Here is a 22287-nt window from a genome sequence, read left to right on the forward strand (position 1 = left end):
GCGAAATCCGGTGGATCGGGCGTCCTCCGGGCAGGCGGCCTGCGGTGCAGCGGTTCGTCAGCGATCACCTCAGTCGTCGGGCTGTCGTTGGATGTAGTTCGCGATACCAGGGACTGTGAATGCAAGCAGGCCTCGGTCCGGTGCGTAGACAAGGCCCTTCTTGATGAGTTGATCTCGCGAGACAGACAGGTCTGTGCTGCGCCTCATCCCCATTTCGCGGGCGAGTTCAGCTATGGCGATCTGGACACCGTCACCATGTCCGGCCATCGCCCGCATCATCCGCCGCTGTGCCGCTGTGGCGCGACTCCACCGCGACAGGTAGAGCCCGACGTCGATCTCCTCGCGAGCCGCGACGAGGCCAGCGGCGGCGTCTTCGGCATCGATCGGGCTGCCCTTGGCCAAGTTCCAGATGCTGCGGCCGGCTGTCTGAAGGAAGTACGGATAACCACTCGTGGCCGCCCGGGTTATATCCAGAGCCTCCGCGCTCCAGGTGACCCCGAGCGATTCCGCCGGTCGGTTCAGGGCTTGCTCGGCAGCCTGGTCGTCGAGCGGTCCGACAGCTCGGTAGTTGTACAACCGCTCGGCATAGCTCGTGGCTTCGGCGAGAATGCCCGGCAGCGAAGGAAGACCGGCGCCCATCAGCAAGGTCGGGAGAGGATTGTCTCCTTGCCCGGAATCGTGAATTGCTCGGTTGATGGCCGCTAATTCGCGAGCAGGTGCGTCCTGTAATTCGTCGACCACCAGCAGGGCGCCCACCCCGAGTTCCCGCGCGGTACTTCCGAGTTCCCGCAGCAGGTCGGTCAAGTCGGTGGCCGCATCGCCGCTGTCGGCGTGCCCGCGGGTTGCATCCACTTCCACGCCGAAGGTGTAGGTGCCGGTTGGGTCAACCGTGACGGAGAAGGACTTGAACACCCCCAGCAGTCGGCGAAGACGACCGACATCATGAGTGCCCATCGCTGCGCGCAGACCCTGGTACAGGCTTCGCGTCAGACCTGGCAGGAGAGTCGAACGGTCGCCCACCGCCTCGGCCTTGCTCACCAGCCAGCGTCGGTCACGAGCGCGGGACGCGACTTCGTTCAGCAGAACCGTCTTGCCGACGCCGCGTAAGCCGTGCCACACCACGCCACGTTCGGCATAACCCAGCTCAGTGCGCTGAAGCGTTACGTCGACAATAGACAGGTCGTCGTCCCGGCCCGCAAGCTCCGGCGGCCGAACGCCGGCACCTGGCTGGTAGGGATTCCGAAGCGGATCCATAAGACCTCATAAGGCTGACTAAGGGATTCCTTTAGTGAACCATATGAAGTCAGCCACCCCAAGATCATCAGTGATGCCGTGGGGCATCACCGACCGCAACGGGGCGGCGTCGAGGAGCGCGCAACGGCGTCGTCGTCCCGTTGCCTCACGTCAATAGGTCCGGCAAGCTCGGGTCGTTGCGTCATCCGGAAAGGTCCGCCTGACGCGCGGGGGTGACGGGGGGCTTGTGGGCGGGTCGTCAACTTCACAAGATCGCTCATCTACCTTGACCCGCTTGCATTTGATGTCTTGGCCGTCTACCGAGAAGTACCGGTACCGAAGGCGGCCAGCCCAGGGCGGCTGTCGCTCGTGGGCACTCGTTGCAAACTATGGGCCAACTTGCTACAGTGTGGGCCATGGTAGAGACGGCGCACCTTGATGGTCGTGGGCGCTTAGTGCTTCCCGCGTCTGCACGTCGTCGCCTTGGCTTGGATCCGGGAACCGAACTGCTAGTCCTTTCCGACTCGCGCGGAGGCGTACGTCTCGTCCCCCGGCCAGAGGCGGCCAGGGCATTACTCGGCGCGGCTGCCGGTAGTGGGCGCGGGTCCGCCGTAGACGACCTTGTTTCCGAAAGGCGGCGGGAAGCGGCGGGAGAGAACGCCGATACTGCGTCGACGCTCGGCCACACGCCCTCGAGTGGATGACAGTGCTGGATGCATCCGCAGTCGCCGCGCTGTTGTTTGAGGAGCCCGGCGGCGGGCGGGTGGCAGACATGATCGCGGCCGGTGACGCCGCGATCTCCGCCGTCAACTTCTCCGAGGTGGCGGCACTCTTGATGCGGCGGCAGGTGCCCGATTTGGTCGACATCATGGGCGACCTCGAGCAGCAGGTCGAGGTCGTTCCGTTCGACAGCGCACAGGCGCTTCAGGCAGCGTTCATCGCGCCGATCACAGCTGAATATGGCTTGGGTGTGGGTGACCGGGCGTGTCTTACGCTCGCGCGTGCCCTGCAAACGCCAGTGGCGACGGCTGATCGTGTCTGGAAAGACATAGCCGACTCTGTCGGGGTCCAGGTAGAGTTGGTTCGCGGCTAGGGGTAGCGCCCAGGTCTGGGGTTCAAGCTCGCCACCCGTGCGAAGAATACGTGCCGATACCGTTCCGGGACTTCCGTGGCGAAGTCGACGGCTCTCTGCTGAAGATCAGCCTCGGGCATGCCTCAGTTGCGCAGGAGGAAGTCGATCTCCTCGAGTTCCTCCAGGGCCGCCCATTCTCCACCGGGCGGTCGCGAATCGCCAGCACCCAGGCCTGACAGCAACCCGCAGATCGACAGCAACTCAACGGCATCGCCGAAGTCCGGCACCGCCACAACGCTCGAGGTTGTTGAGCAACGAGGCCAGATCCATCGGCGGGTTGGAGAGGTCGCGTGCTTGGTCGGCCAGAACTCGCAGCGCCGGCCTCCAACAGTTTGATCAACGTCGGCCGGCTAATCCCGAGCAGGTCTGCTGCCTGCTGGGTAGTCAACTGCTGGCCGAGCGGGGCAAGAGTTACCGCCTGCCCACGGCGCATCGCGGTGACCACTGCGGCCAGCAGGCCGCGAAGTTCATCGGGCAGCCTCACCGACATGCCGGCGGCTCCGCAGAGCGCGACTGGAGTGTCGCCCGCAAGCACCGTTTGCGCCTTGTTGAGTGCTTGCGCGTCCCTCGCTGGTAGCACCGTCAGATCTCGATCTCCAGACACGTTCACCTCCGACCCCGATTCCAACAGGACGGGAAATGGAAAGGATCGCAACACTCTACGAAGATCATCAGTGATGCCAGGGGGCATAACCGACCGCACCTCAACGGCGTCGTACAGCGCGTCGACCTCCGGCGAGCCGGTCCAGTGCCTGGTCAGGAGGTTGTGGCTCGAGGTTCAACTCCCGCTCGCCCACTTTGTGCCCAGAGGCTGGTTCAGGTGTGCTGGGCCCCCGGCGCTGCGTCAACGGGCAGGGGCTCACCCAGCGAGACCGCGATCCAGCCTGTTACGCGGTTCGGCGACCCTCACGGCGCCCCTACTCGGCTGCCACCAACTAGCTAGCCCGGCCGGACCGCTCCGGCGTATTGGTTCCACCATACCGCTTCCTCGCGGACATCCGCTCCGCTGTGCGGGGCGTCGATCATCATGCCGCTACCGACGTAGAGACCGACGTGTCCGAGGTTGCTGCCGAAGAAGACCAAATCCCCAGGCTGGAGATCGGTCTGGCTGACATGGGTGCCTTCATTCCACTGGTCACCGGTGTAGTGCGCCAGATAGACCCCGGCCTTTCCCCAGACGTATTGGGTGAGCCCCGAGCAGTCGAATGAATCCGGGCCGGCTGCCCCCCACACGTAAGGCTTGCCGATCTCCCGATAGGCCCATTGCACGGCGACCGGAGCACCGCCGGACCCCCCGGTCTGTGGCGGCGGGGGGCTGAAGCTCTGACTCTCGAACGCGAACGCTGCCGCGCGGGTGGCGGCAGCCTGTTGGGCCAAGGCGGCGGCCTGCGCGGCCGCCCGGGCGGCCGCTGCCCGGGTCTGCGCTTCACGGATCAGCCGAGCCTGCTCCGCCTGCAACTGGGTCAGCAGTTGCTCCTGGCGGGCGGCGGAGGCTTCCAGGCTGGCCTTGTCGGCGGCGATGCTCTGCGTCACCTGGGTCTGTGCGGCTAGCGCCGAAGTCGCGCCGATCAGCGCCTGCTGCTGGTCGTGGCGGGCCGCCGCCAGCAATTCGAACGTGACTTGCTGGCTATGGGAGATCGCGTCGAGCGTGTCGGTCGCGATCACGAACTGCTGCGGGGTCGCGTCGAGCAGCGCAGAGAGCTCCGAGGTGGTGTGACCCTCGTAGGCGGAGGCAGCGAAGGAGGCGACCTTGGCCCGCAACTGTGCGATTCGGGCGTTCGCCTGGGCCAGGCTCGCTTCGGCGGTGGCCGCTGTCTGCTGGTCGTCGGTAAGCCGGATCCGGGCGGCGTTGTAGCGTTCGGCGACCCGCTCAGCCTGAGCCTGGAGCCCGGCAAGCTGCTGCTCGGCGGCGGCGATCTGATGCGGGATGTCGGCGACAGCAGGCGTCAGCGGAAGCGCGACGAGGCCGGCGGCAAGAGCGACCGCGGTCAGCGCACCAGCGATTGAGCGGACAAAACGGATGCTTGATTTGGTGCTGCGGGCCATGGGCCGGTGGATCCCTTCTTCCGCCACCGCCTACCGAGTTAGCTGTCGGGTTCGGGCGCGGAAGTCGCCCTACGGGGATGGAACCCCGATTCACCCCAAGGGACCTGGGTCCCCGGTTCCCGGTCGCCCGGGATTCGGCGGTGCCGTCCCGCCCGGCCCCGCTGGCCGGAAGTCCCGAGACGGCTGGGGGAACCCTAGCCCACGTTGGGCCTGGGGGGGCGGTAACCTGCCGGACGCCGCAAGAGGTCCCTGCAGGCACCGGGGAATGCCATATCGGGGTCGGTCGGCGGCCTGGATCAGTGCCGCTGCGGGCCCTTCGGCAGGACGAAGCGGCTCGGGTCGGCGGTGAAGGCGTCGCGACAGCCGGCCGAGCAGAACGGGTAGCAGCCGCCGCCGTAGGTGAGCTGCCAGTGCGCTTGCTTGGGATCAAGGTGCATGCCGCACACCGGGTCGATGGTGGTCCCCGGATCAGTCATCGGCCCGGCCGCGGTGCCAGCCGCATAGCGGTCCGGGTTGGCGGTGAATCGGTCGCGGCAGCGATCGGAGCAGAACAGAAACAGCTTGCCGGAGTGGCTGGTCCGCGCGGGGGCATGCACGGTCTCTACCTGCATGCCACAGACGACATCTTTGGCGTAGCTCCCCCCGGCGCTGTCCCGATGCCGGTACAACCAGTAGATCCCGGCGAAGGCGGCCAGCGCGATGATGTCCAGGATCGTCGTGTAATCCCAGTGGAAGGCGGTGTCGACGATCGCTTTCGGGTGCACGCTCGGCGCGATCCGGATCGCCTTGAACAGGTATTCCGTGGCCAGCCCGGCGACGCTCATCACCAGCCAGAAGGCGGCGAGCACGCGCAGGGTGAGTCGGCTGCCGTAGTACCTGCGGTAGATGAGGAGCAGCGGCAGGCTGATCAGATCGGCGAACACGAAGCTCACCACGCCACCGAAACTGATCCCGCCCTTCCACAGTGCCGCCGCCAACGGGACGTTCCCGATCGAGCAGACGAAGCTGATGATCGCCAGGAACGGTCCGAGGACGACGTTTTCGGCGCTCGAGCCGATGCCATGCCCGGTGAGGAACAGGGACTGCCAGACGTGGTTGGGTACCAGTGTGGCGAGGAACCCGGCCACCAGGAACCCCACGAAGAGTTCCCTGCGGAGCATGGTTAGGTCGCTGATCGTGTAGCCGGCGGCATCCGACCAGCCCGCCCGGCTGCGGATCCTTGCCCGCCAGGGTTGGACGACGGTCGCCGTCTCTGGTTCGCCGTGATGTTCGTGGCCGCCGGCGCCGGCTTCGTTTAGCCGGGCGCGGGCCTGTTCCAGCCATGCCGGGGGAACTACGCGCGGCAGCAGGATCGCCAGCAGGACGATCATGATGGTGCCGCCAACGAACTCGGCAACCGCGAACTTCCACCCGATCAACAGCCAGAGCACGATTCCGAGTTCGACGACGAGATTCGTCGAGGCGACCATGAAGACCATCGCGCTGGTGAAATCGGCTCCCCGGGCGAAAAGGGTCTTCGCCAGCGCGCTCGCGGCATACGAGCAGGACGAGCTGATCGCGCCGAACAGTCCGGCCTTCACCACCGTGAGCGGCCGGTGATTTCCCAATGCCCGCTGCATCTCAGCCCGGGAGACGAACGCCTGCACCGCACCCGAAAGACCGAAACCCAGCACCAGGGCCCACAGGGTCGCCCAGACCATGAAGAAGGCCTCGTCGAGTCCCCGCCCGATCGTATCGAGGACGCTCATCGGTAGCCCCGTGGTGTGGGGCTGGTACGCGCCACCGTCACCGCCGCCGAACTGCGAGACGGGCTCCGCCCGACGTCGCACCGCTGGCTGGCGTCCGTGACCGTCCGGTGATCGAGGCTTCTCATGACCTGACCAGCCGCTCGATCGCGGCGGATGCCTCTCGGATCTTCTCCGTCGCGCCGGGACCCCCCGCCGCTACCGCGCGGGCGACACAGTGCTCCAGGTGTTCGTCGAGCAGGCCCAGGGCCACCGCCTGAAGCGCCTTCGTAGCGGCGGAGACCTGGGTCAGCACGTCGATGCAGTACGCATCCTCTTCGACCATCCGTTGAAGCCCGCGAACCTGGCCCTCGATTCGGCGCAACCGTTTCACGACCGCGTCCCGGTCCTTGCTGTAGCCACGGTCCGTCATCGGTGCTCCTCTACAGCGCGACGACCACTATACCCCCAGGGGGTAAGTGTCAGGACGGCGTCCGGCACGAGCCGAGGGGTTCGCCCGACCGGACCGATCTCAGCGATCCCCTGGACGCCGTTCGGTGTGCTGTATGGCGCGACATCATGGGCCGGTGCGCATCCTGTCGTTGCTGCCGTCCGCGACGGAGGTCGTCTGGAGGACTGCCTGGTCGGCGTGACCCACGAGTGCGGCTGGCCCCCGCCAGCGCGGCGGAAGCCGAGGGTCTTGTGATCGATGATCCCGTCGGGTGCGACCGTCCGGCGGGTTCTATCCGTTGCCCCTGCCACGACCTCGAACCTTCGCGCTCGAGTGGGGGGAGCCGCCGTTCAACGGCGGCCATTGGGTGCCGGAGATTATCTGCCGAGCCAGCGGGCTGCCGGTCCTTTGGCGCCCGGGGGACGCCATCGGTGCGCGTGTCCTGGGCGGCCATCGCAGCGGCTGCCCCGCGCTGCACCGGGTCGGTCTACGCGTTGAGAACTCGCCGGCGCGGCAGACCGCCGGATCAAGGCGCCCGGGACCCGAGACGGGTGAGCAGGGTGGCCGCGAGCGTGAGCACGGCCAGCAGGGCGAGTACCAGAAAGCGAACCGGTGAGTTGCCAAGACTCGGGAGCGAAGTGAGCGACCCCGCGACGCTGAGGAAGGCCAGTCCCGCGACAGTCCGACGACCGGCGCTTGGGGCCAGGCAGGCGAGCGGTAGGCCCAGATACCAGACGTAGAAGACCGGGGCACCTGCCGTCTCGGCGAGCAGCGCATATCCGGTCGTTCGAGCGGCACCGCGTCGGCGAACGGTGACCAGGAGGAAGGCGATCACCGCGATGGCGCAGAGGGCTCCCGCGATTCGGCCGGCGGAAAGGGCGGTCGGCCCCGCCAACCCGGTCAGCTTGGACAGCAGGCTGGCCGCAGCGTTAGTGGGGGCATCAAGGGTATGTGCGCGGCCGGGCGTGGCCAGCGCGTGCAGCCAGCCGAATCCGTCCGGGACGGTGAGCGAGTAGACCGCGGTCGCCAGCGCAGCGGCGGCCATGTCTCGCAGGAGGGTCAACCATCGTCGATTCGGGGCAGGCTGAACGACATGGTGGGCAATCAGCACGGCGACGGCGAGGAAGGCCGGCGCCTTGAACATGCCTGCTGCCACGGCCACCGCGACGGCCAGCGCCGGCCGGCCCGCGCGGTCGGCGAGGAGCGCGAGGGCCAGCAGGCCGGCCACCATCGCGTCGACATGTGCGCCACCGATCAGGTGGAGCAGGACCAGCGGGTTGGCCCCGAGCAGAACGACCAGGACTACCCGGTCGGCCCGGGATCGAAGCAGGCTGGCTGCCACGAGAAGCACGACGCCGAGGACGGCGAGCGCCCGCAGAAGCACGACCCCCCAGACAACCGAGCCTGCGCTGAAGTGAGCGGCCAGCCGGTCGACCCCGAGATCCAGGGGCCCGTACGGAGTGCGGACCCCCCGCCACCGGGGGTCCACGCTTTGGAGCAAGGGGCTGGCGCCGAGTGCCCGCACGCCCACCCGGTACGGATCGAGTCCGCGCCGAACAAGCTGGCCGATGGCAAGGTAGGTGTAGGCGTCACCCGAAAGCACCGGTGGACCCACCAGCAGCGGGAGCGCCCAGGTGATGGACAGGCCCGACGCCGTGCGCAGCGAAAGCGCCCCGCGATGCGCCGCGTGGAGCAGCCAGAGCCAGGCAAGGCAGAGGACACCGGCCCCGAGCAGGGCCAGTACCGGGCCGGCGTTGCGGATCCACCCTGGCTGGGTGTGCGAATCGAGGAACGGCCATCGAGCCGTCCCAGGTTGCTTGCGCAACGTCGGCGGTTGGCCGCCCACGACGACGGCAAAGGCCGCCAAGGCGCCGGACAAGGCGAGGACCAGCAGGGGCGCGCGGCGCAGGGGTCGCACCGGCCCCGCCTCCGATCCGTGCGAGAATGTCCGTCTGTGAGCGTGCCCGTGCGCCGCACGGTGCAAGCCGTGGCGCTTCGACCCTGGCTCCTTACGGCTGTCCTTTGCACGATGGTCGCGGTGAGCGGCGTTCACGGACCCGACTTCCCGGCCCAGCAGTTCCGAGTCTGGCTGTTCAGCCAGCACCGTGCGCTGCTCTTCGACAACCAGTGGTTCTCCGGTCATCTGCTCCCCGGTTACAGCATGCTATTCCCGCCGCTGGCCGCCACGGTGGGCTCCGCCGTGGTTGGCATCGCATCCTGCGTAGGGTCCAGTTGGTTGGCCACCCGGATCGTTCGGGTGGACCGGCAGCAGAGCCACACCGTGGGTCTGCTCTGGTTCTCCGTCATCATCGTCGCGGATCTCGTGATCGGACGATTGCCGTTCGCGCTGGGACTGACCTTCGGCTTGGCGGCCCTCCTCGCCGTGCAACGGCGTCGACCGGGCCTCGTCCTGCTCGCCGCCGCGGCCTGCTCGCTGGCCAGTCCACTCGCGGCGGGGTTCCTGCTGCTCGCCGCCGTGGCCTGGGTCCCGAGTATCGGGCTGCGCCGGGCCGCGCCGTTGGGGGGTGCCGGCGTCGGCCTGGCGGTGGCCCAGATGTTCGGGGGTGGGGGCCGCTTCCCGTTCCCGTGGAGCAGCCTGCTCGCGATCCTGCTCTTTGTCGCGGTCGGTCTGGCGATCTGTCCGTCGCGTTACCCCACGCTGCGCCGGGGGCTCGCCCTCTACGGAGGCGCGGCGCTTCTGCTGTTCGTTTTCCCCAACCCGATCGGCGGGAACCTGACGCGACTCGGCACCCTGCTCGCGGGACCGGTAGCGGCGCTGGTTCTGCTACACATCGGTCGGCGTCGCGCCCTGGTGGTTCTCACCGCACCACTTCTGTTCTGGCAGCTTCAGCCGGTGTACGGGGCGCTGGCCAGCAGCGTCGGCGACCCGTCGGCCGAGCCGGCTTACTACGCCGGGCTGTTCGGCTTCCTCCGGACGCATGACACCTCGTTGGGTCGGATCGAGATCCCGCTGACCCGCAATCACTGGGAGACCTCCTACGTGGCCACCGCGTGGCCGCTGGCTCGTGGCTGGGAACGCCAACTCGACACCGGCTACAACGCGGTTCTCTACCAGCCCGGGCTTACCTCGGACGCCTATCACCGCTGGTTGCAGGCCAACGGGGTCAGCTATGTGGCGCTTCCCGATGTGGCTTTGGACGCGTCCTCCGCGCAGGAATGGCGGATCGTCATCACCCCCGAGCCGTGGCTCCGGCCGGTATGGCACGACGCGCACTGGCAGGTCTGGGCGGTCCGGGATACGTCGCCGATGATCACCGGCGACGCCACCCTGGTAGACGTCGGCGTCACATCTTTCGGGCTCTACTTCGCCCATCCCGGCGCGGCAGTTGTTCGGTTGCACTACACCCGCTTCTGGCGTGTCACCGACGGGTACGGTTGCGTGGCTCCGGACCCATCGGGGTGGACGATCGTCCGCTCGGCACTGCCCGGCCCGGTCACGGTCACAGCCCGCCTTGACCTGATCCCTCCGACCTGCACCTTGTCCTGAGCGTGGGGGAGAATCGATGAATCCGGGACCGACCTTCGTCATTGTCGGCGCCGGTCTGGCTGGTGCCAAGGCAGCGGAAACCCTGCGCGGGGAGGGCTTCGAGGGCACGATCGTCCTCCTCGGCGAGGAGACCGAGCGGCCCTACGAGCGGCCGCCCCTGTCCAAGGGATACCTGCTCGGCACCGAGGACAAGTCCAAGATCTACGTGCACGATGCCGGCTGGTACGCCGAGCACGAGGTGGAGCTGCGGACCGGTAGCGGGGTTGCCGAGATCGACCGGGCCCGCAAGGAAGTGGTCCTGGTCGACGGGGATCGCGTGCACTACGACCGGCTTCTGCTCGCGACCGGCTCCGAGCCTCGTCGGCTGCCGGGGCCGCAAATAGCCGGGGTTCATTACCTGCGCCGAGTCGAGGATTCCGAGGCGCTGCGTGCCGCGATGCACGGGGGCGGTCGCTGCGTTGTGGTCGGAGCCGGCTGGATCGGCCTCGAAAGCGCTGCCGCGGCCCGCCATCACGGCTGCCTGGTAACGATGATCGAGCCCCAGCCCACACCGTTGCACGCCGTGTTGGGGGCCGAGCTGGGCACGATGTTCGGGGAGTTGCACGCCGAGCATGGCGTCGACCTGCGCGTCGGTACCGGGCTGGCAGAGATCGTCGGCTCCGACGGCGCCGTCAGCGCTGTCGTGACATCGACCGGAGAGCGGATCCCGGCTGACCTCGTGGTAGTCGGGATCGGCATTCGGCCCCGGACCGAACTCGCCGAAGCCGCCGGACTCGCGGTCGACAATGGCATTCTCGTGGACGCCGCCCTGCGGACGAGCGATCCTGACATTTTCGCGGCGGGCGATGTCGCCAACGCCGCCCACCCCACGATCGGCCGGCGGCTCAGGGTCGAGCATTGGGCGAACGCGCTGCACGGTGGGCCGGCCGCGGCCCGCTCGATGCTCGGTCACGACGTCGTCTACGACCGGGTGCCGTACTTCTTCAGTGATCAATACGACCTGGGTATGGAATTCTCCGGCTGGCTCGACCCGGGCGGCTACGACGAGGTCGTCTACCGCGGGGACCGGAAGGCTCGCGAGTTCATCGCATTCTGGCTCCAATCTGGCCGGGTGCAAGCCGGGATGAACGTGAACGTCTGGGACGTCACGCCAGCCATTCAGGGGCTGATTCGCTTGGGGAGGGTCACGGAGACAACCCGGCTGGCCGACCCTTCGGTGCCATTGGACGGTCTCGCCGGCTGACGTCGCGGACCGGTGGTCGTCTCCGGGCTTGGCATCTTGGACACTGGGCGGATGCCGGAACTCCCCGAGGTCGAGGCACTCGTTGATTTCCTGCGCGAGCGAACGGTCGGCCGGCGCATCCAGCGGATCGATGTCGCGGCGGTCAGCGTGCTGAAGACCTACGATCCGCCGGTCTCCACGTTGCACGGGAGGTCAGTGACGGCGGCCGACCGGCACGGCAAGTTCCTCGACCTCGACGCGGAGGGCCTGCACCTGGTGTTTCACCTCGGCAGAGCCGGTTGGCTGCGCTGGTCCGAAGCGCTGAGCCCGATTCCCCCGAAGCCCGGTAGGGGTCCGATCGCGCTACGTCTGCACCTGGAAACGGGGGCTGGGTTCGATCTCACGGAAGCGGGGACCCAGAAGCGGCTGGCCGCGTACGTTGTCGGCGCACCCGACCAGGTTCCGGGCGTGGCCCGCCTGGGCGTCGATCCGCTTGGTCCAGCGTTCACCGTCGAGGCGCTGGCCGGGCTGCTGGTCGGGGACCGAGGGCAGCTCAAAGGTGTTCTGAAGGATCAGTCCAAGATAGCCGGGATCGGCAACGCCTACTCCGACGAGGTTCTGCACGCCGCGCGCCTGTCGCCGTTCAGACCTGCCCGCAACCTCCGTCCCGAAGAGGTCGTCGATCTGCATGCATCGATCCGAACCCTGCTGGGCGAGGCGATCGGCCGGGCCAGGGGGGTGGCGGCGGCTGGGCTGAAGGCCGAGAAGCGCAGTGGCATGCGGGTTCACGGGCGGACCGGCGAGGCCTGCCCGGAGTGTGGAGACACGATCCGCGAGGTCTCATTCGCCGATTCGAGCCTCCAGTACTGCCCGGCCTGCCAGACGGGCGGCGCCGTCCTCGCCGACCGCCGGTTGTCGCGGCTGCTCAAGTAGCGGCATATCCTGGCCCGGCAAGTCCCATTGCGGGAGCTCGGGCTACCGGGCTGAGAGGGCGGCAGATGGCGCCGCTGACCGCCTGAACCTGTCCGGGTAATGCCGGCGTAGGGAGCGGATGATGACGGTTGTCGATGCACCAGCGACCAGGCCCGAGCGGCGTCTCGAGGCGGCGCTCACGCTGGCCGAGCCCGCCCCGAGAGCACTTGGCCTGCTCGACCAAGTGGGGTTGTGGGCGAACCTCGGGGTCAGCCTGCTGGGGACTGCCACGGCGGTTTTCGTCCTGCAGCCGGGCGGCTTCCGGCCCTTGAGCCTGCTGGCCGCGCTCGTCGCCGTGGTCGTGGGCACCCTGATCGGCAGCCTGGCGCTCGGATTGTCGACGGTGCCGGGGGCGCAGACCGGGGCCCCGGCCATGGTTTTGCTGCGCGGGCTGTTCGGCGCCCGGCTCTCCTACCTACCGACGACCCTCAACGTCCTCCAGTGCATCGGCTGGGGGGTGTTCGAGATCGTGGTCATCGCCCAGGCCGCGGAGCAACTGCTGCCATGGCACCACGCGCGGGTGACCTACGTCGTGGCAGCCGGTGTGCTCACGACCATGATGACGCTGCGTCCGCTCGGCTCGGTTCGGGTTCTTCGCCGGTACGCGATCGCCGGCGTCGCGATCTCGACCACCTACCTGTTCGTCCAACTGCTGCGCCACCCCCTGCCGCCGCTGTCCCGGGGATCCTGGTCGGGGTTCTGGATCTCCGTTGACACGGTCATCGCGGTGTCGGTCTCCTGGGTGCCCCTGTCGAGCGACTACTCCCGGCACTCACGGAGCCCACGCAAGGCGTTCGGCGGGGCCGTCCTCGGTTACACGACCACGCAGATCGTCTTCTACGCGCTCGGCCTCGTTGCGCTCGCCACGGTGGTGCACGTCTCCAGTGATCAGGCGCGGCTGTTCCACGACATGTTCGGGGCCTTCCTCGCGGTGCCGCTCGGGTGGCTTGCGTTCGGCGTCCTCATCCTGCGCGAACTCGACCAGTCGTTCGCCGACACGTACTCCACGGTCGTGTCCGTGCAGAACGTGCGACCCCTGGCGGACCGGAGGGTCCTCGCCGTCGCAGTCGGGGCGGTCGCCACCGGTCTCGCACTGGCGCTGCACATCGCCGCGTACCAGGACTTCCTGCTGCTCATCGGCTCAGTATTCGTCCCGATGTTCGCGGTCTTCGTCGTGGATTACTTCGTCTTTGCCCGTGGCCGCCCCTGGGATACGTCGACGAGCGCCCCGGCCCGCTGGTCGCGGCTTGCTCCCTGGCTGGGGGGCTTCGCGGTCTACCAGCTGATCAACCCGGGCGCCGTGAGCTGGTGGGTGAGCGGCTGGACGCGGATCGCCGGCTGGCTTCATTTCACGCCGGCGTCCTGGATGAGCGCCTCCCTGTGCTCCTTCTTCGTTGCCGGCGCGTTGACTTTGGTCATCGGGGCGCTGACCGGTCGGCGCCGGGTTGCCAGTGGCTGACCCGAGCGGCCCCAACGGGCTCAGCCGGCCTGCCCGAGCCCTCGTTTACGGCCTGGCCGGCTGGTGCAGCGAGATCCTCACGACTGGGCTGCGCAGCCACGGCCGAGACTCCGACTGGCGCCTGACCGGAACGACGTACCTGTGGATGCTCCCGGTCTACGGCTCGGCTGCGTCGCTGTTCGAACCCGCCCATGCGGCCGCCCGCCGCGCCGGCTGGCCGTGGTGGGCCCGGGGGGTGGTTTGGACCGCGGCGATCTACGCGGTCGAGGCCGGGTCCGGTGAAGCTCTCCGTGCCTTGACCGGGGAGATCCCATGGGACTACCGCCGCCCACGTGGGCGGAAACCCGAGCCGCGTACCTGGCGAGGACTGGTCCGCCCGGCGTACGCACCGGTCTGGTTCGCGGTCGGGCTGGGCATGGAGCGGTTGCACGACGTCCTGGACCGGATCCACCTCGACTCCCCCGCGGCGCCGGCGCCGAAGATGCGAGACTCGGCGTAGCCGAGAGTTCGGCGACCGAGGAGGCCACGATGAACCCCCGGGGGCGCCAGGCCGGCCTGGTCCTCGCCACGGCTGCGGCCCTGTTCGTCGCCGGCTGCGGTACCAGGCTCTCGGACAATGCCTTCCCGGAACTGCGCGGAGCGGGCACTGGACCGAACGGTGCGGTTCCGGGCGCCGGTTCGACGGCGAACCCCAACGTCGGCAGCTCGGGCACCGTGCCGAGCGGGGCGGCCGGTGGTGGATCCGGTGTTGCGAGCAACTCCTCCGGGCAGGGGCCGGCTACCGGATCGCTGCCGTCGGGCAGCAAGCCGCTGGCGGGCGGCCAGGGCAACTTTGCCTCGGACACCGGGGTCACTGCGAATTCGATCCAGGTCGGCATCATCGACAGCCAGACCAACGCCTTCGACCCACGGGCGTTCGTGCCCATGGCCTACGGGGCGGAGGCGTTCTTCGACAACCTCGACCAGCACGGAGGCGTCCACGGCCGGCTGGTGCACGTCGACTACTGCGACGACCAGGGCCAGGGCCCGGACAACGTCACCTGCGTCGACCGGCTGATCAAGACAGACCACGTGTTCGCGCTAGACGCCAGCGCGGTGCTGTCCTACAACGGTGCGCCCGACGTCCAGTCCGCGGGGGTCCCGGACATCGCCGGGCAGCCGATCGACGTCGCCTACGACACCTACAGCGACCTTTTCTCCTTCTACGGCAGCCAGTATCCGCGCAACAACACCAAGCCGGGTGTGAACGGATACGACTATGGCGGGACGGAGGTCTACCGCTACTTCGAGGAGCGTTTTCCGAGCACGCCCAAAGTCGCGGCTGTGGTCTTCTACAACCAGTCCGACTCTCAGCGCTTCGGCGGCAGCATCGAGAGCGGGCTCAAGGCCGAGGGTTACAAGGTGTACGCCGAGGAGATCAATTTCGCCCTCCCGGACTACAACTCGGCTGCTCTTGACATGAAGAACAACGGCGTCCAGTACGTGTACGACACCCTCGACCGCGGGGGCAACGAGAGTATGTGCCGGGCGATGGACCAGAACCAGCTCTATGTGCAGGCCAAGGTCACCACCGACCAGAACTGGGTCGCTTCGGTGGCGAGCGACTACAGTGACGCGCCGCACTGCAGAAACTCCCTGTACGCATACAGCGACACGGTCAACTACGACGACGTGGCGAATCCCGCGGTAGCCGCCTTCCGGACCGCTGTGCACCGCTACCATTTCGACGGCCCGAGCCAGCTCTCCGAATGGGAGCTCGAGGGATGGGCCGCCGCCCAGTGGTTCACGGACGGGGCCGCTACCTGCGGCGCTGACCTGACCCGGACCTGCCTCCTGCACTACATGCGTTCCATCCCGTCATCCGGGTACTCGGGCCGCGGCCTCCTGGACCCAGGCGACCGGGATTTCATCCCCTGGCGATCTGCCCCGCCCAGTACGGTGCACAACTGCATCGGCATCGCCCGTTGGCAGGACGGTGCCAACGGGGGGTCCGGCGGCTGGCTAACCCAGCCACTCGTCGGCAGCGACCACGAGAACGGCTACAGCTGCTTCCAGGTGCACAACATCCCGTACCCGGCGACCTGACGGTCAGGCCGACACGTAGCCAGGGAGCGGCCCCTCGCCGAGCTCGGCCGCCTCTCCGGCGAAGGCCACCTCCCCACGGGCGAGCACGTACACGACGTCCGCGACCCGCAGCGCGGCAGCCAGGTACTGCTCTACGAGGACGACGGTCGTATCTGTGCGGGCGATCTCCGCGACCACCTGGAACAGCTGGGCGGTCACCCGCGGGGCAAGGCCCAGCGAGATTTCGTCGAGTAGCAGCAGCCGCGGCCGACGGAGCAGCGCCCGGCTCAGGGCGAGCATCTGCTGCTCACCACCGGACAGGCTTCCGGCACGCTGGTGAAGCCGTTCGCCTAGTACCGGGAAGGCCGCCAGGGCGGTGTCGAAGTTTCCCTGCTCATCTGTTCCGGCGGAGAACACTTCGAGGTTTTCCCGGACCGAGAGCTGATAGAAGATGCCGCGACGCTCGGGGACGAGCAGCATCCCGGCCCTGGCGCGCTGGTACGTGCTGAGCTGCGCAATGTCATGCCCCGCCCACTCGAGCTCGCCGCTGCGGATGTTGACGAGGCCGCAGATCACGCTCATGGTCGTTGTCTTTCCCGCCCCGTTCGGACCGAGCAGCGCGGTGAGGCCGCCATGCGGGAACGCCAGCGTCACGCCATGCAGGACCTCCACCTGGCCGTAACCGGCCCGAACATCGCGAAGCTCGAGCTCGACGCTCACCCGACCCCCACCGGGTCGAGGTAGACGGATCGGACTTCTGGGTGGGAGCGCACCTGCGCCGGGCTCCCGTGGGCGATCAGCCGACCTTCAGCCATTGCGTAAACCTCGTCGGCGACGCCGAAGACCAGACCGACGTCGTGTTCGACGATCAGGACGCTGACTCCGGCCGCGGCGATCCCCCGGAGAACGCTCTGCAGCTCCTCGGTTTCGTGGGAGTCGAGGCCGCTCGCTGGCTCATCGAGCAGGAGGACCCGTGGATCATGGCAGAGCGCACGCCCGAGCTCGACGAGCCGCAGCGTGCCGGTCGGCAGCGTCCCGGCCAGCGCCCCGGCGACGTCGGCAAGCCGGAGTAGCCGTAGAACATCCGTGACCATCCGGGCATCGGATTGTCGCGCCGGCTCCGCGAGCCCGAGCACGCCTCGCACGATCGACCCCGAACGGCGGCTCTCGGCGCCGACCAGGAGGTTGTCGGCCACGGTCATCGTCGGGAAGACCTCCAGCCGTTGGAATGTTCGCCCCACCCCACGCCTCGCCCGCGCGTCGTTGGACAGACCCGTGATGTCGATGCCGTCGAGCAGCACGTGACCGGTGTCGGGCTGCTCCACCCCCGTGAGACAGGCGAACAGGGTGGTCTTGCCGGCGCCATTGGGTCCGATCAGCGCGGTTATCCGATTGGGCTCAGCGGTGATGTCGACGTTGTCGACCGCGGTCAGCCCCCCGTAGCGGCGAGAGAGCCCACGCCCTTCGAGCCGAGCGCCGGTGGTCATCGGCGGACCCTGGCGAGTGCGGCGCGTCCGCGCTCGGACAGGGCCACGGCGGCCGGCATCGGGGGACGCTGGGCGGCGTAGTGGCGCAACCACGACTCGGGCACCCCGACCGATTCCACGATCCGACGCCAGATCTCGGAGACGCCGCCCGGGACGCCGGCGAGAAGCAGGGCGAGGAGCCCGATCGGCACCGCGTACGCATCGGCGTTGTGGGTTAGCGCGTTGATCGTCACAACGAGGGCGGCCGCGATCACCGCCCACGCCGCACTGTCGGCGCCGAACACCACGACGGTAAGGAACCAGAGCAGTCCCTCGATCGGCTGGAATTGGGTGCTGTCGAACGCCCCCTGCGTCTGAACGAGCAGCGCACCGCCCAGACCGGCGAGCGCGGCACTCACGGTGAAGATGAAGATCTTCAAAACCCTGAGGTTGATGCCTACCGAGCGCGCCCCGGCTTCGCTGTCCCGCATAGCGATCAGTGTGCGGCCCAGGCGTCCGGTACGGAGATTTCGGACGATGGCCAGGGCGACGGCGAGACAGAGGATTTCGAAGAGGTAGAACGCACGATCGTTGACCAGGTGGATGCCGAACGCATCCGGGCGTCGAACCAGGACCCCATTGGTGAAGTAGGGCTGATTGAACACGAAGCGGTCGACGAAAGCGCCGACGGCGAAGGTCGTCAGCGCGAGGAAGAGGCCGCGGCGGCGGATGGCCGGATAGCCGGTCAGGAAGCCCACGATGCCGGCCGCTACCACCCCGAAGAGCAGCGCGACCAACTCCGGCGTGTTCGTCGAGAATTTCGCGAAGAAGAGCGCACCCAGACCGGCGTATCCCGCCTGCCCCAGGGAGATCTGGCCGGAATAACCGACGATCGCCACGATCGAGACGAAGACGATGGCGAAGGCGGGCACCTGCTGGGCGTAGCGCAAGGCGTCCTGCGGGAAGACCAGGGGCGCGGCGAGAAGCAGGCCGCCGATCCCGAAGTCGAGCGAGCGGCGCCGCGAGGTAGCGGTCGCCCCACGCCGGCTGGCCAGCCGTGACGCGGTTCCGGCATCCTGGCTGCCCACCTCCCGCAGCTCGGTGATGATGAACAGACCCGCCAGCAAGCCGAGCAGGTAGAGGTTCGGTTTGACCGCCGCGAGGAAGGCGCCCGGAGTGCCACCGAGGTGAACCTGCGTGAGCTCGCTCGAGACGAGGCCGATCCCGATCCCGGCTGCGATCGCGACCGGGATGCTGGCGAGCTGAGCGATCACCGGTACCGCGAAGATCTCCAGGATGACCAGGGTCAGGTTGTAGGGGTTCAGCGACAGGATCGGTGCGATCAGTGCCCCGGTGAGTCCCGCGACGCCGGCGCCCACCGCCCAGCCAAGAGCGGAGACCCGGTCTGCGTTGACTGCCGAGAGCTCGGCGAGGTCCCGTCGGTCCACGACCGCCCGGATCTCCGTGCCCAATCGGGTCCGCGCGGTCACGTAGGCGAGCGAGGCGGTGGCGAGTAGCACGATCCCCAGGTCGATGAGCGCGTCGACGTGGATGAACGCCCCGCCGAGTTTCCAGGTGTTGACCGGGAACAGCGACGGGGCCGGGCGCGTCTGCTGGCCCCAGAGCACTGAAACCAGCCCCAGGAAGAGGGCGAATACGCCGAGCGTCGCCACGAGCGACTCGGCCGGGGACGCCCCGCGCCGGTTGAGCCGACGGAAGATCGCGATGTCCATCAGGACGCCCAGGGCGGGCGCCACCCCGAGCACCATGAGCGGTGCAGCGACCCCGATTGGCCAGTGGGCGACGTCGACGGCCTCGTACACGAGGTAGGCGATCAGAGTGGCGATCGCTCCGTGCGCGAGGTTGAACACGCCAGTCCAGCGGTAGGTCAGCAGCAGCCCCATGCCGGACAGCGCGGCGATGCTCCCGAGCGCCAGCCCGGCCAGTGCGAAGTTGACTGCGGCCACGCGGCTAGCCGGTGTGCTGCTGGCGTCGGGCCGTCCCGGTCCGGCGGCCGGAGACAGCCGGAGGCGGGAGGTCCGGCTCGCAGACCCGGCAGGGGCGCAGCCGGCGGCTCCCGAGCTCCTCGGCGCCCACGCTTCGGGCCGCCGGCTTGCCGACGATCAGCACGCACTCCGGGCGGTGGTAGCTCGTTCCCGTCGGAAGGGCCAGTGCCCCGGGCTGGGGCCGAGGCTCGGGCTCTTCGTTCGCCTCGGCGGCGTCGCTGACGAGAAGCCGGTACAGCGTGTCCACCTTGCGCTCGAGAGCGTCGAGCCGACCCAGTTGGCGTCGGACATCGTCGGTGGCTAGGAAAACCGCGGCGATGATGAACAGCGCAATTCCGACCAGGCCGCCGGAAACCAAGTAGGGCAGTTGCTTGGCGGTCAGCGCCTGCCCAGAGACACCGAACCAGCCGAGGAAAAGGGCAACCGCCCCGGCGGCCACCAGGATCCAACCGAGCAGCGGACGGACCGCCGACCACACCCATTGCCAGAACGCCGCCCGCGTTGGCAGGTCGAGCCGGGCCGGTTCGCTCTGGGCTCGGACCTCGAGACGCTCCCCGAGGGTGTCGCTGGTCATCTTCCGCTCCGCGTGGCCCGAGCCATTGCGGCCCGCCAGCCGAGGAACAGCACCGACGACCCGATCGCCAGGACGAGGTAGAAGCGGTCGAGGGCGTCACGACCGAGAAGGTCGAAGACGGCGGCGAACCCGCTGCGCGGAGCGGCCGCGATCTGTGGCGCGGCGGTCCCCACGGTCCTGGCCGGCTCGGAACCGAGGCTTCCGGCTGGTCCGGCGGCGTTCGCCGTACCGGCGGAGCCGGCCCCGGATGTCGTGGTGGCCGTAAGGGCTGGTAGCGGAAACGACAGGGAGAAGTCGAGCCCGGGCTCGGTGCTGGCTGCCACGCCCACCGCGCCGAGGGTCATGCTGCCCACGTAGGTCGCCGCCGGATTCGGGATCCCGCAAGGAAAGCCGGTCATCGCGCAAATCGACTGAATCGCGCCAGGCAACTGCGGCGGTGGGGGAATCCGCTGGTCGTCGGCCGGAACGGTGAAGTCGACCTCCAGTCCGGATGCCGTCGAGCGGGCGAACCCGGTGGTGTCGGATCGGGTGATCCCGATCTCGCGGATGGTCACGTGCTGGCTCACCAGCGCGCGGGCTAGCGACGGTCCGTCACGGCCCATTACGTGGATACCGGACTGGTCGATCGTCGCCGGCTGCCCGGCGACCGTGACTCCGGCGACCGTCACCGTGGGGTGGTCGTTCGGCTGGCCGGTTGCCGGAACGGTGACCACGTCGACCGAGCGGATCGAGCGAATCCGGACCAGTCCGGCGATCGTCACGTCGGATAGGACGGACGCGACGGTGGCATGCGCGGCGGTCGCATCCGTGGTCGTGGTCTCCGATGCCGTCTCGGACCCGATGCTCACGGCAGAGCCGCTCCCGGTAAGCGCGAACAACCCATCGGCGACCGAGGTGCCGGTGTCGCCGGTGGCGCTCGCCGTTGCGTTGGCCGCAGCCGGGGTGGCGGCGAGCGGCGCCGGCCCGCTTGCCGGGGTCCCGGCCGGGGCCGCGTGGGCGGCCGGCCGGGTCGGGTAGTTGGCCTCGGCCAGCAGCGGGTAGTTCGCTGTCGCTACCGGCCCGGGGCAGGCCGGGAACGGCGGCGAGTTCGGCTGGACCACCTCGGCGCAGAACAGATCCGGCCCCTGGGCGACGAGGTTACCCGGGAAGAATGCTGCCGCCTGGCCGTCCGAATCGCCACCGGTCTGGAACAGCCCGGCCGCATATCCGCTGGTCGCATCGACCAGCCCGGACACGATCGGCCCGAAGTTGGGCGGCGTCTGGACCGCGGCGAACTGGACGCCGGCTGCGGCGGTCTCCACCTGGAACGCCAAGCTGCCCGCGCTCGACCGCTCGGCCCTCGCCGGCGCGGCGCTGAGCAGGACGGCGAGGAGCGCCACGGCGAATGCCGCGGCGCGGCGACGGATGCGATCCACCCCGTCCACGTGCACCATGCCTTCCGTCAGGTCGGAGGGTTCCACTTGCGTTCAGCGTGTCACGAAAGTGGCGCATTCCCCCGGGACGCCTCCAGTGTGCTCGCCGACGCGGATCTTCCCAAGGGAGGTTCCGGCGATGGGGCGTGGCACGATCTGCGGATGCCTCCGTCCGACCCGCGCCGGCCGGCGGTCGTCGCTCACCGGGGGGCGTCCGAGGCTGAGGCCGAGCACACGCTCGCTGCCTACAAGCGGGCGATTGCGGACGGTGCGGACGCCCTCGAGTGCGATGTCCGGCTAACCCGAGATGGGGTGCTCGTCTGCGTTCACGACCGTCGGGTGGACCGGACCTCGAGCGGTCGAGGCGTTCTTTCGACCCTCGAACTCGGGGACCTCGAGGCACTGGATTTCGGTCCCAGCCCGTCGGAAGATCCGCAGTCGACCGTGGACTGGGAAGCACCGGATCACGATCGGTCGCGCGTCCTCACCCTCGAGCGATTGCTCGAGACGGTGCTCGACTGCGGTCGCCCCCTCGAGTTGGCTATCGAAACCAAACATCCCACCCGCTACGCTGGCCTCGTCGAGCTCGAGCTGGTCGAACTGCTTGGCCGGTTCGGACTCGCTGCGGGTCGCGCTGACCGCCCGCCGCTCGCTCGCGTGATGAGCTTCGCCCCGTCCAGCCTGCGCCGCATCCACGCCATGGCACCTGATATCCGCACCGTCCTACTTTTCCGCCGGGTGCCGTTGCGTTACCGGGACGGCGCGCTTCCCCCACGGTTCCGGATCGCTGGACCTTCGCTCGAGGTGCTGCGGGCCTATCCCGACTGGGTGGGGCGATTACAGGCCCGGGGACATGAAGTGCACGTCTGGACGGTGAACGAGTCCGAAGATGTGGCCTTCGTCGTCGAGCTCGGTGTCGATGCGATCATCACCGATCGCCCGGGACCGGTCCTGGCCCAACTCAGCGACCAGCAGCGCGCGACCGGCGGCGCGAGTCAGGGCCAGTAGGCTCGCGGCT

General features: G+C 68.5%; 19 protein-coding genes and 2 riboswitches. Of the genes, 8 read left to right on the forward strand and 11 right to left on the reverse strand.

From position 1 onward, the window contains the following. Positions 1–69 precede the first annotated feature (69 nt). The gene (locus tag VNG13_10155) at positions 70–1254 is read right to left on the reverse strand and encodes an ATP-binding protein (protein HVA60878.1); all 1185 of its coding nucleotides are present in this window, start codon (positions 1252–1254) and stop codon (positions 70–72) included. A 679-nt stretch (positions 1255–1933) separates the two neighbouring features. On the opposite strand from VNG13_10155, the gene VNG13_10160 reads away from it, so the two are divergent. Further along, positions 1934–2326: a type II toxin-antitoxin system VapC family toxin gene (locus VNG13_10160; GenBank protein ID HVA60879.1), complete on the forward strand. Its 393-nt coding sequence runs from the start codon at positions 1934–1936 to the stop codon at positions 2324–2326. Between the two features lie 122 nt (positions 2327–2448). On the opposite strand, the gene VNG13_10165 is transcribed toward VNG13_10160, so the two are convergent. The 5 genes from VNG13_10165 to mptB form a co-directional block, all read right to left on the reverse strand. Beyond that, positions 2449–2598 carry a hypothetical protein gene (locus VNG13_10165; protein HVA60880.1) on the reverse strand — a complete coding sequence of 50 codons (150 nt, stop codon included), beginning with the start codon at positions 2596–2598 and terminating at the stop codon, positions 2449–2451. A 706-nt stretch (positions 2599–3304) separates the two neighbouring features. Beyond that, complete coding sequence (locus VNG13_10170; GenBank protein HVA60881.1) at positions 3305–4411, reverse strand: NlpC/P60 family protein; 1107 nt, start codon at positions 4409–4411, stop codon at positions 3305–3307. A 12-nt stretch (positions 4412–4423) separates the two neighbouring features. Beyond that, positions 4424–4561, reverse strand: a riboswitch (cyclic di-AMP (ydaO/yuaA leader). 146 nt (positions 4562–4707) lie between these two features. After that, positions 4708–6159 carry a permease gene (locus tag VNG13_10175; GenBank protein HVA60882.1) on the reverse strand — a complete coding sequence of 484 codons (1452 nt, stop codon included), beginning with the start codon at positions 6157–6159 and terminating at the stop codon, positions 4708–4710. Positions 6160–6280: 121 nt separating this feature from the next. After that, the gene (locus tag VNG13_10180) at positions 6281–6568 is read right to left on the reverse strand and encodes a metal-sensitive transcriptional regulator (GenBank protein HVA60883.1); all 288 of its coding nucleotides are present in this window, start codon (positions 6566–6568) and stop codon (positions 6281–6283) included. A gap of 544 nt (positions 6569–7112) precedes the next feature. Continuing rightward, a complete protein-coding gene (mptB, locus tag VNG13_10185) occupies positions 7113–8504 on the reverse strand; it encodes a polyprenol phosphomannose-dependent alpha 1,6 mannosyltransferase MptB (protein ID HVA60884.1) in 1392 nt (463 codons plus the stop codon). A 120-nt stretch (positions 8505–8624) separates the two neighbouring features. On the opposite strand from mptB, the gene VNG13_10190 reads away from it, so the two are divergent. From VNG13_10190 to VNG13_10215, 6 genes are all read left to right on the forward strand, one after another. After that, positions 8625–10094 carry a hypothetical protein gene (locus VNG13_10190; GenBank protein HVA60885.1) on the forward strand — a complete coding sequence of 490 codons (1470 nt, stop codon included), beginning with the start codon at positions 8625–8627 and terminating at the stop codon, positions 10092–10094. 16 nt (positions 10095–10110) lie between these two features. Continuing rightward, entirely contained in the window at positions 10111–11337 is a 1227-nt protein-coding gene (locus VNG13_10195) for an FAD-dependent oxidoreductase (GenBank protein HVA60886.1), read from the forward strand. A 51-nt stretch (positions 11338–11388) separates the two neighbouring features. Further along, a complete protein-coding gene (locus tag VNG13_10200) occupies positions 11389–12249 on the forward strand; it encodes a DNA-formamidopyrimidine glycosylase family protein (GenBank protein HVA60887.1) in 861 nt (286 codons plus the stop codon). A 19-nt stretch (positions 12250–12268) separates the two neighbouring features. Beyond that, a riboswitch (TPP riboswitch) is annotated at positions 12269–12380 on the forward strand. Continuing rightward, positions 12371–13747, forward strand: coding sequence for a cytosine permease (locus tag VNG13_10205; GenBank protein ID HVA60888.1), 1377 nt, complete (start codon positions 12371–12373; stop codon positions 13745–13747). (Overlaps the previous riboswitch by 10 nt.) Next, complete coding sequence (locus VNG13_10210) at positions 13740–14246, forward strand: hypothetical protein (GenBank protein HVA60889.1); 507 nt, start codon at positions 13740–13742, stop codon at positions 14244–14246. The genes VNG13_10205 and VNG13_10210 overlap by 8 nt, the downstream gene beginning before the upstream one ends. 29 nt (positions 14247–14275) lie before the next feature. Continuing rightward, positions 14276–15832 (forward strand): ABC transporter substrate-binding protein, encoded by a 1557-nt coding sequence (locus VNG13_10215; GenBank protein ID HVA60890.1) that lies wholly within the window; start codon positions 14276–14278, stop codon positions 15830–15832. 3 nt (positions 15833–15835) lie between these two features. Here the strand turns inward: VNG13_10215 and VNG13_10220 are convergent, their stop codons facing one another. The 5 genes from VNG13_10220 to VNG13_10240 are packed head-to-tail and all read right to left on the reverse strand — an operon-like array spanning position 15836 to position 21317. After that, positions 15836–16531 carry an ATP-binding cassette domain-containing protein gene (locus VNG13_10220; GenBank protein ID HVA60891.1) on the reverse strand — a complete coding sequence of 232 codons (696 nt, stop codon included), beginning with the start codon at positions 16529–16531 and terminating at the stop codon, positions 15836–15838. Then, complete coding sequence (locus tag VNG13_10225) at positions 16528–17298, reverse strand: ABC transporter ATP-binding protein (protein HVA60892.1); 771 nt, start codon at positions 17296–17298, stop codon at positions 16528–16530. Before VNG13_10225 ends, VNG13_10220 begins: the two co-directional genes overlap by 4 nt. Continuing rightward, the gene (locus tag VNG13_10230) at positions 17295–19244 is read right to left on the reverse strand and encodes an ABC transporter permease (GenBank protein HVA60893.1); all 1950 of its coding nucleotides are present in this window, start codon (positions 19242–19244) and stop codon (positions 17295–17297) included. The genes VNG13_10225 and VNG13_10230 overlap by 4 nt, the downstream gene beginning before the upstream one ends. 4 nt (positions 19245–19248) lie before the next feature. Beyond that, entirely contained in the window at positions 19249–19857 is a 609-nt protein-coding gene (locus VNG13_10235) for a hypothetical protein (protein ID HVA60894.1), read from the reverse strand. After that, positions 19854–21317, reverse strand: a complete 1464-nt coding sequence (locus tag VNG13_10240; GenBank protein ID HVA60895.1) for a hypothetical protein — start codon at positions 21315–21317, stop codon at positions 19854–19856. The genes VNG13_10235 and VNG13_10240 overlap by 4 nt, the downstream gene beginning before the upstream one ends. A 114-nt stretch (positions 21318–21431) precedes the next feature. On the opposite strand from VNG13_10240, the gene VNG13_10245 reads away from it, so the two are divergent. Then, entirely contained in the window at positions 21432–22277 is an 846-nt protein-coding gene (locus VNG13_10245) for a glycerophosphodiester phosphodiesterase family protein (GenBank protein ID HVA60896.1), read from the forward strand. The last annotated feature ends 10 nt before the right edge of the window (positions 22278–22287 follow it).

Source organism: Mycobacteriales bacterium, assembly GCA_035533475.1.
GTDB lineage: Bacteria > Actinomycetota > Actinomycetes > DATLTS01 > DATLTS01 > DATLTS01.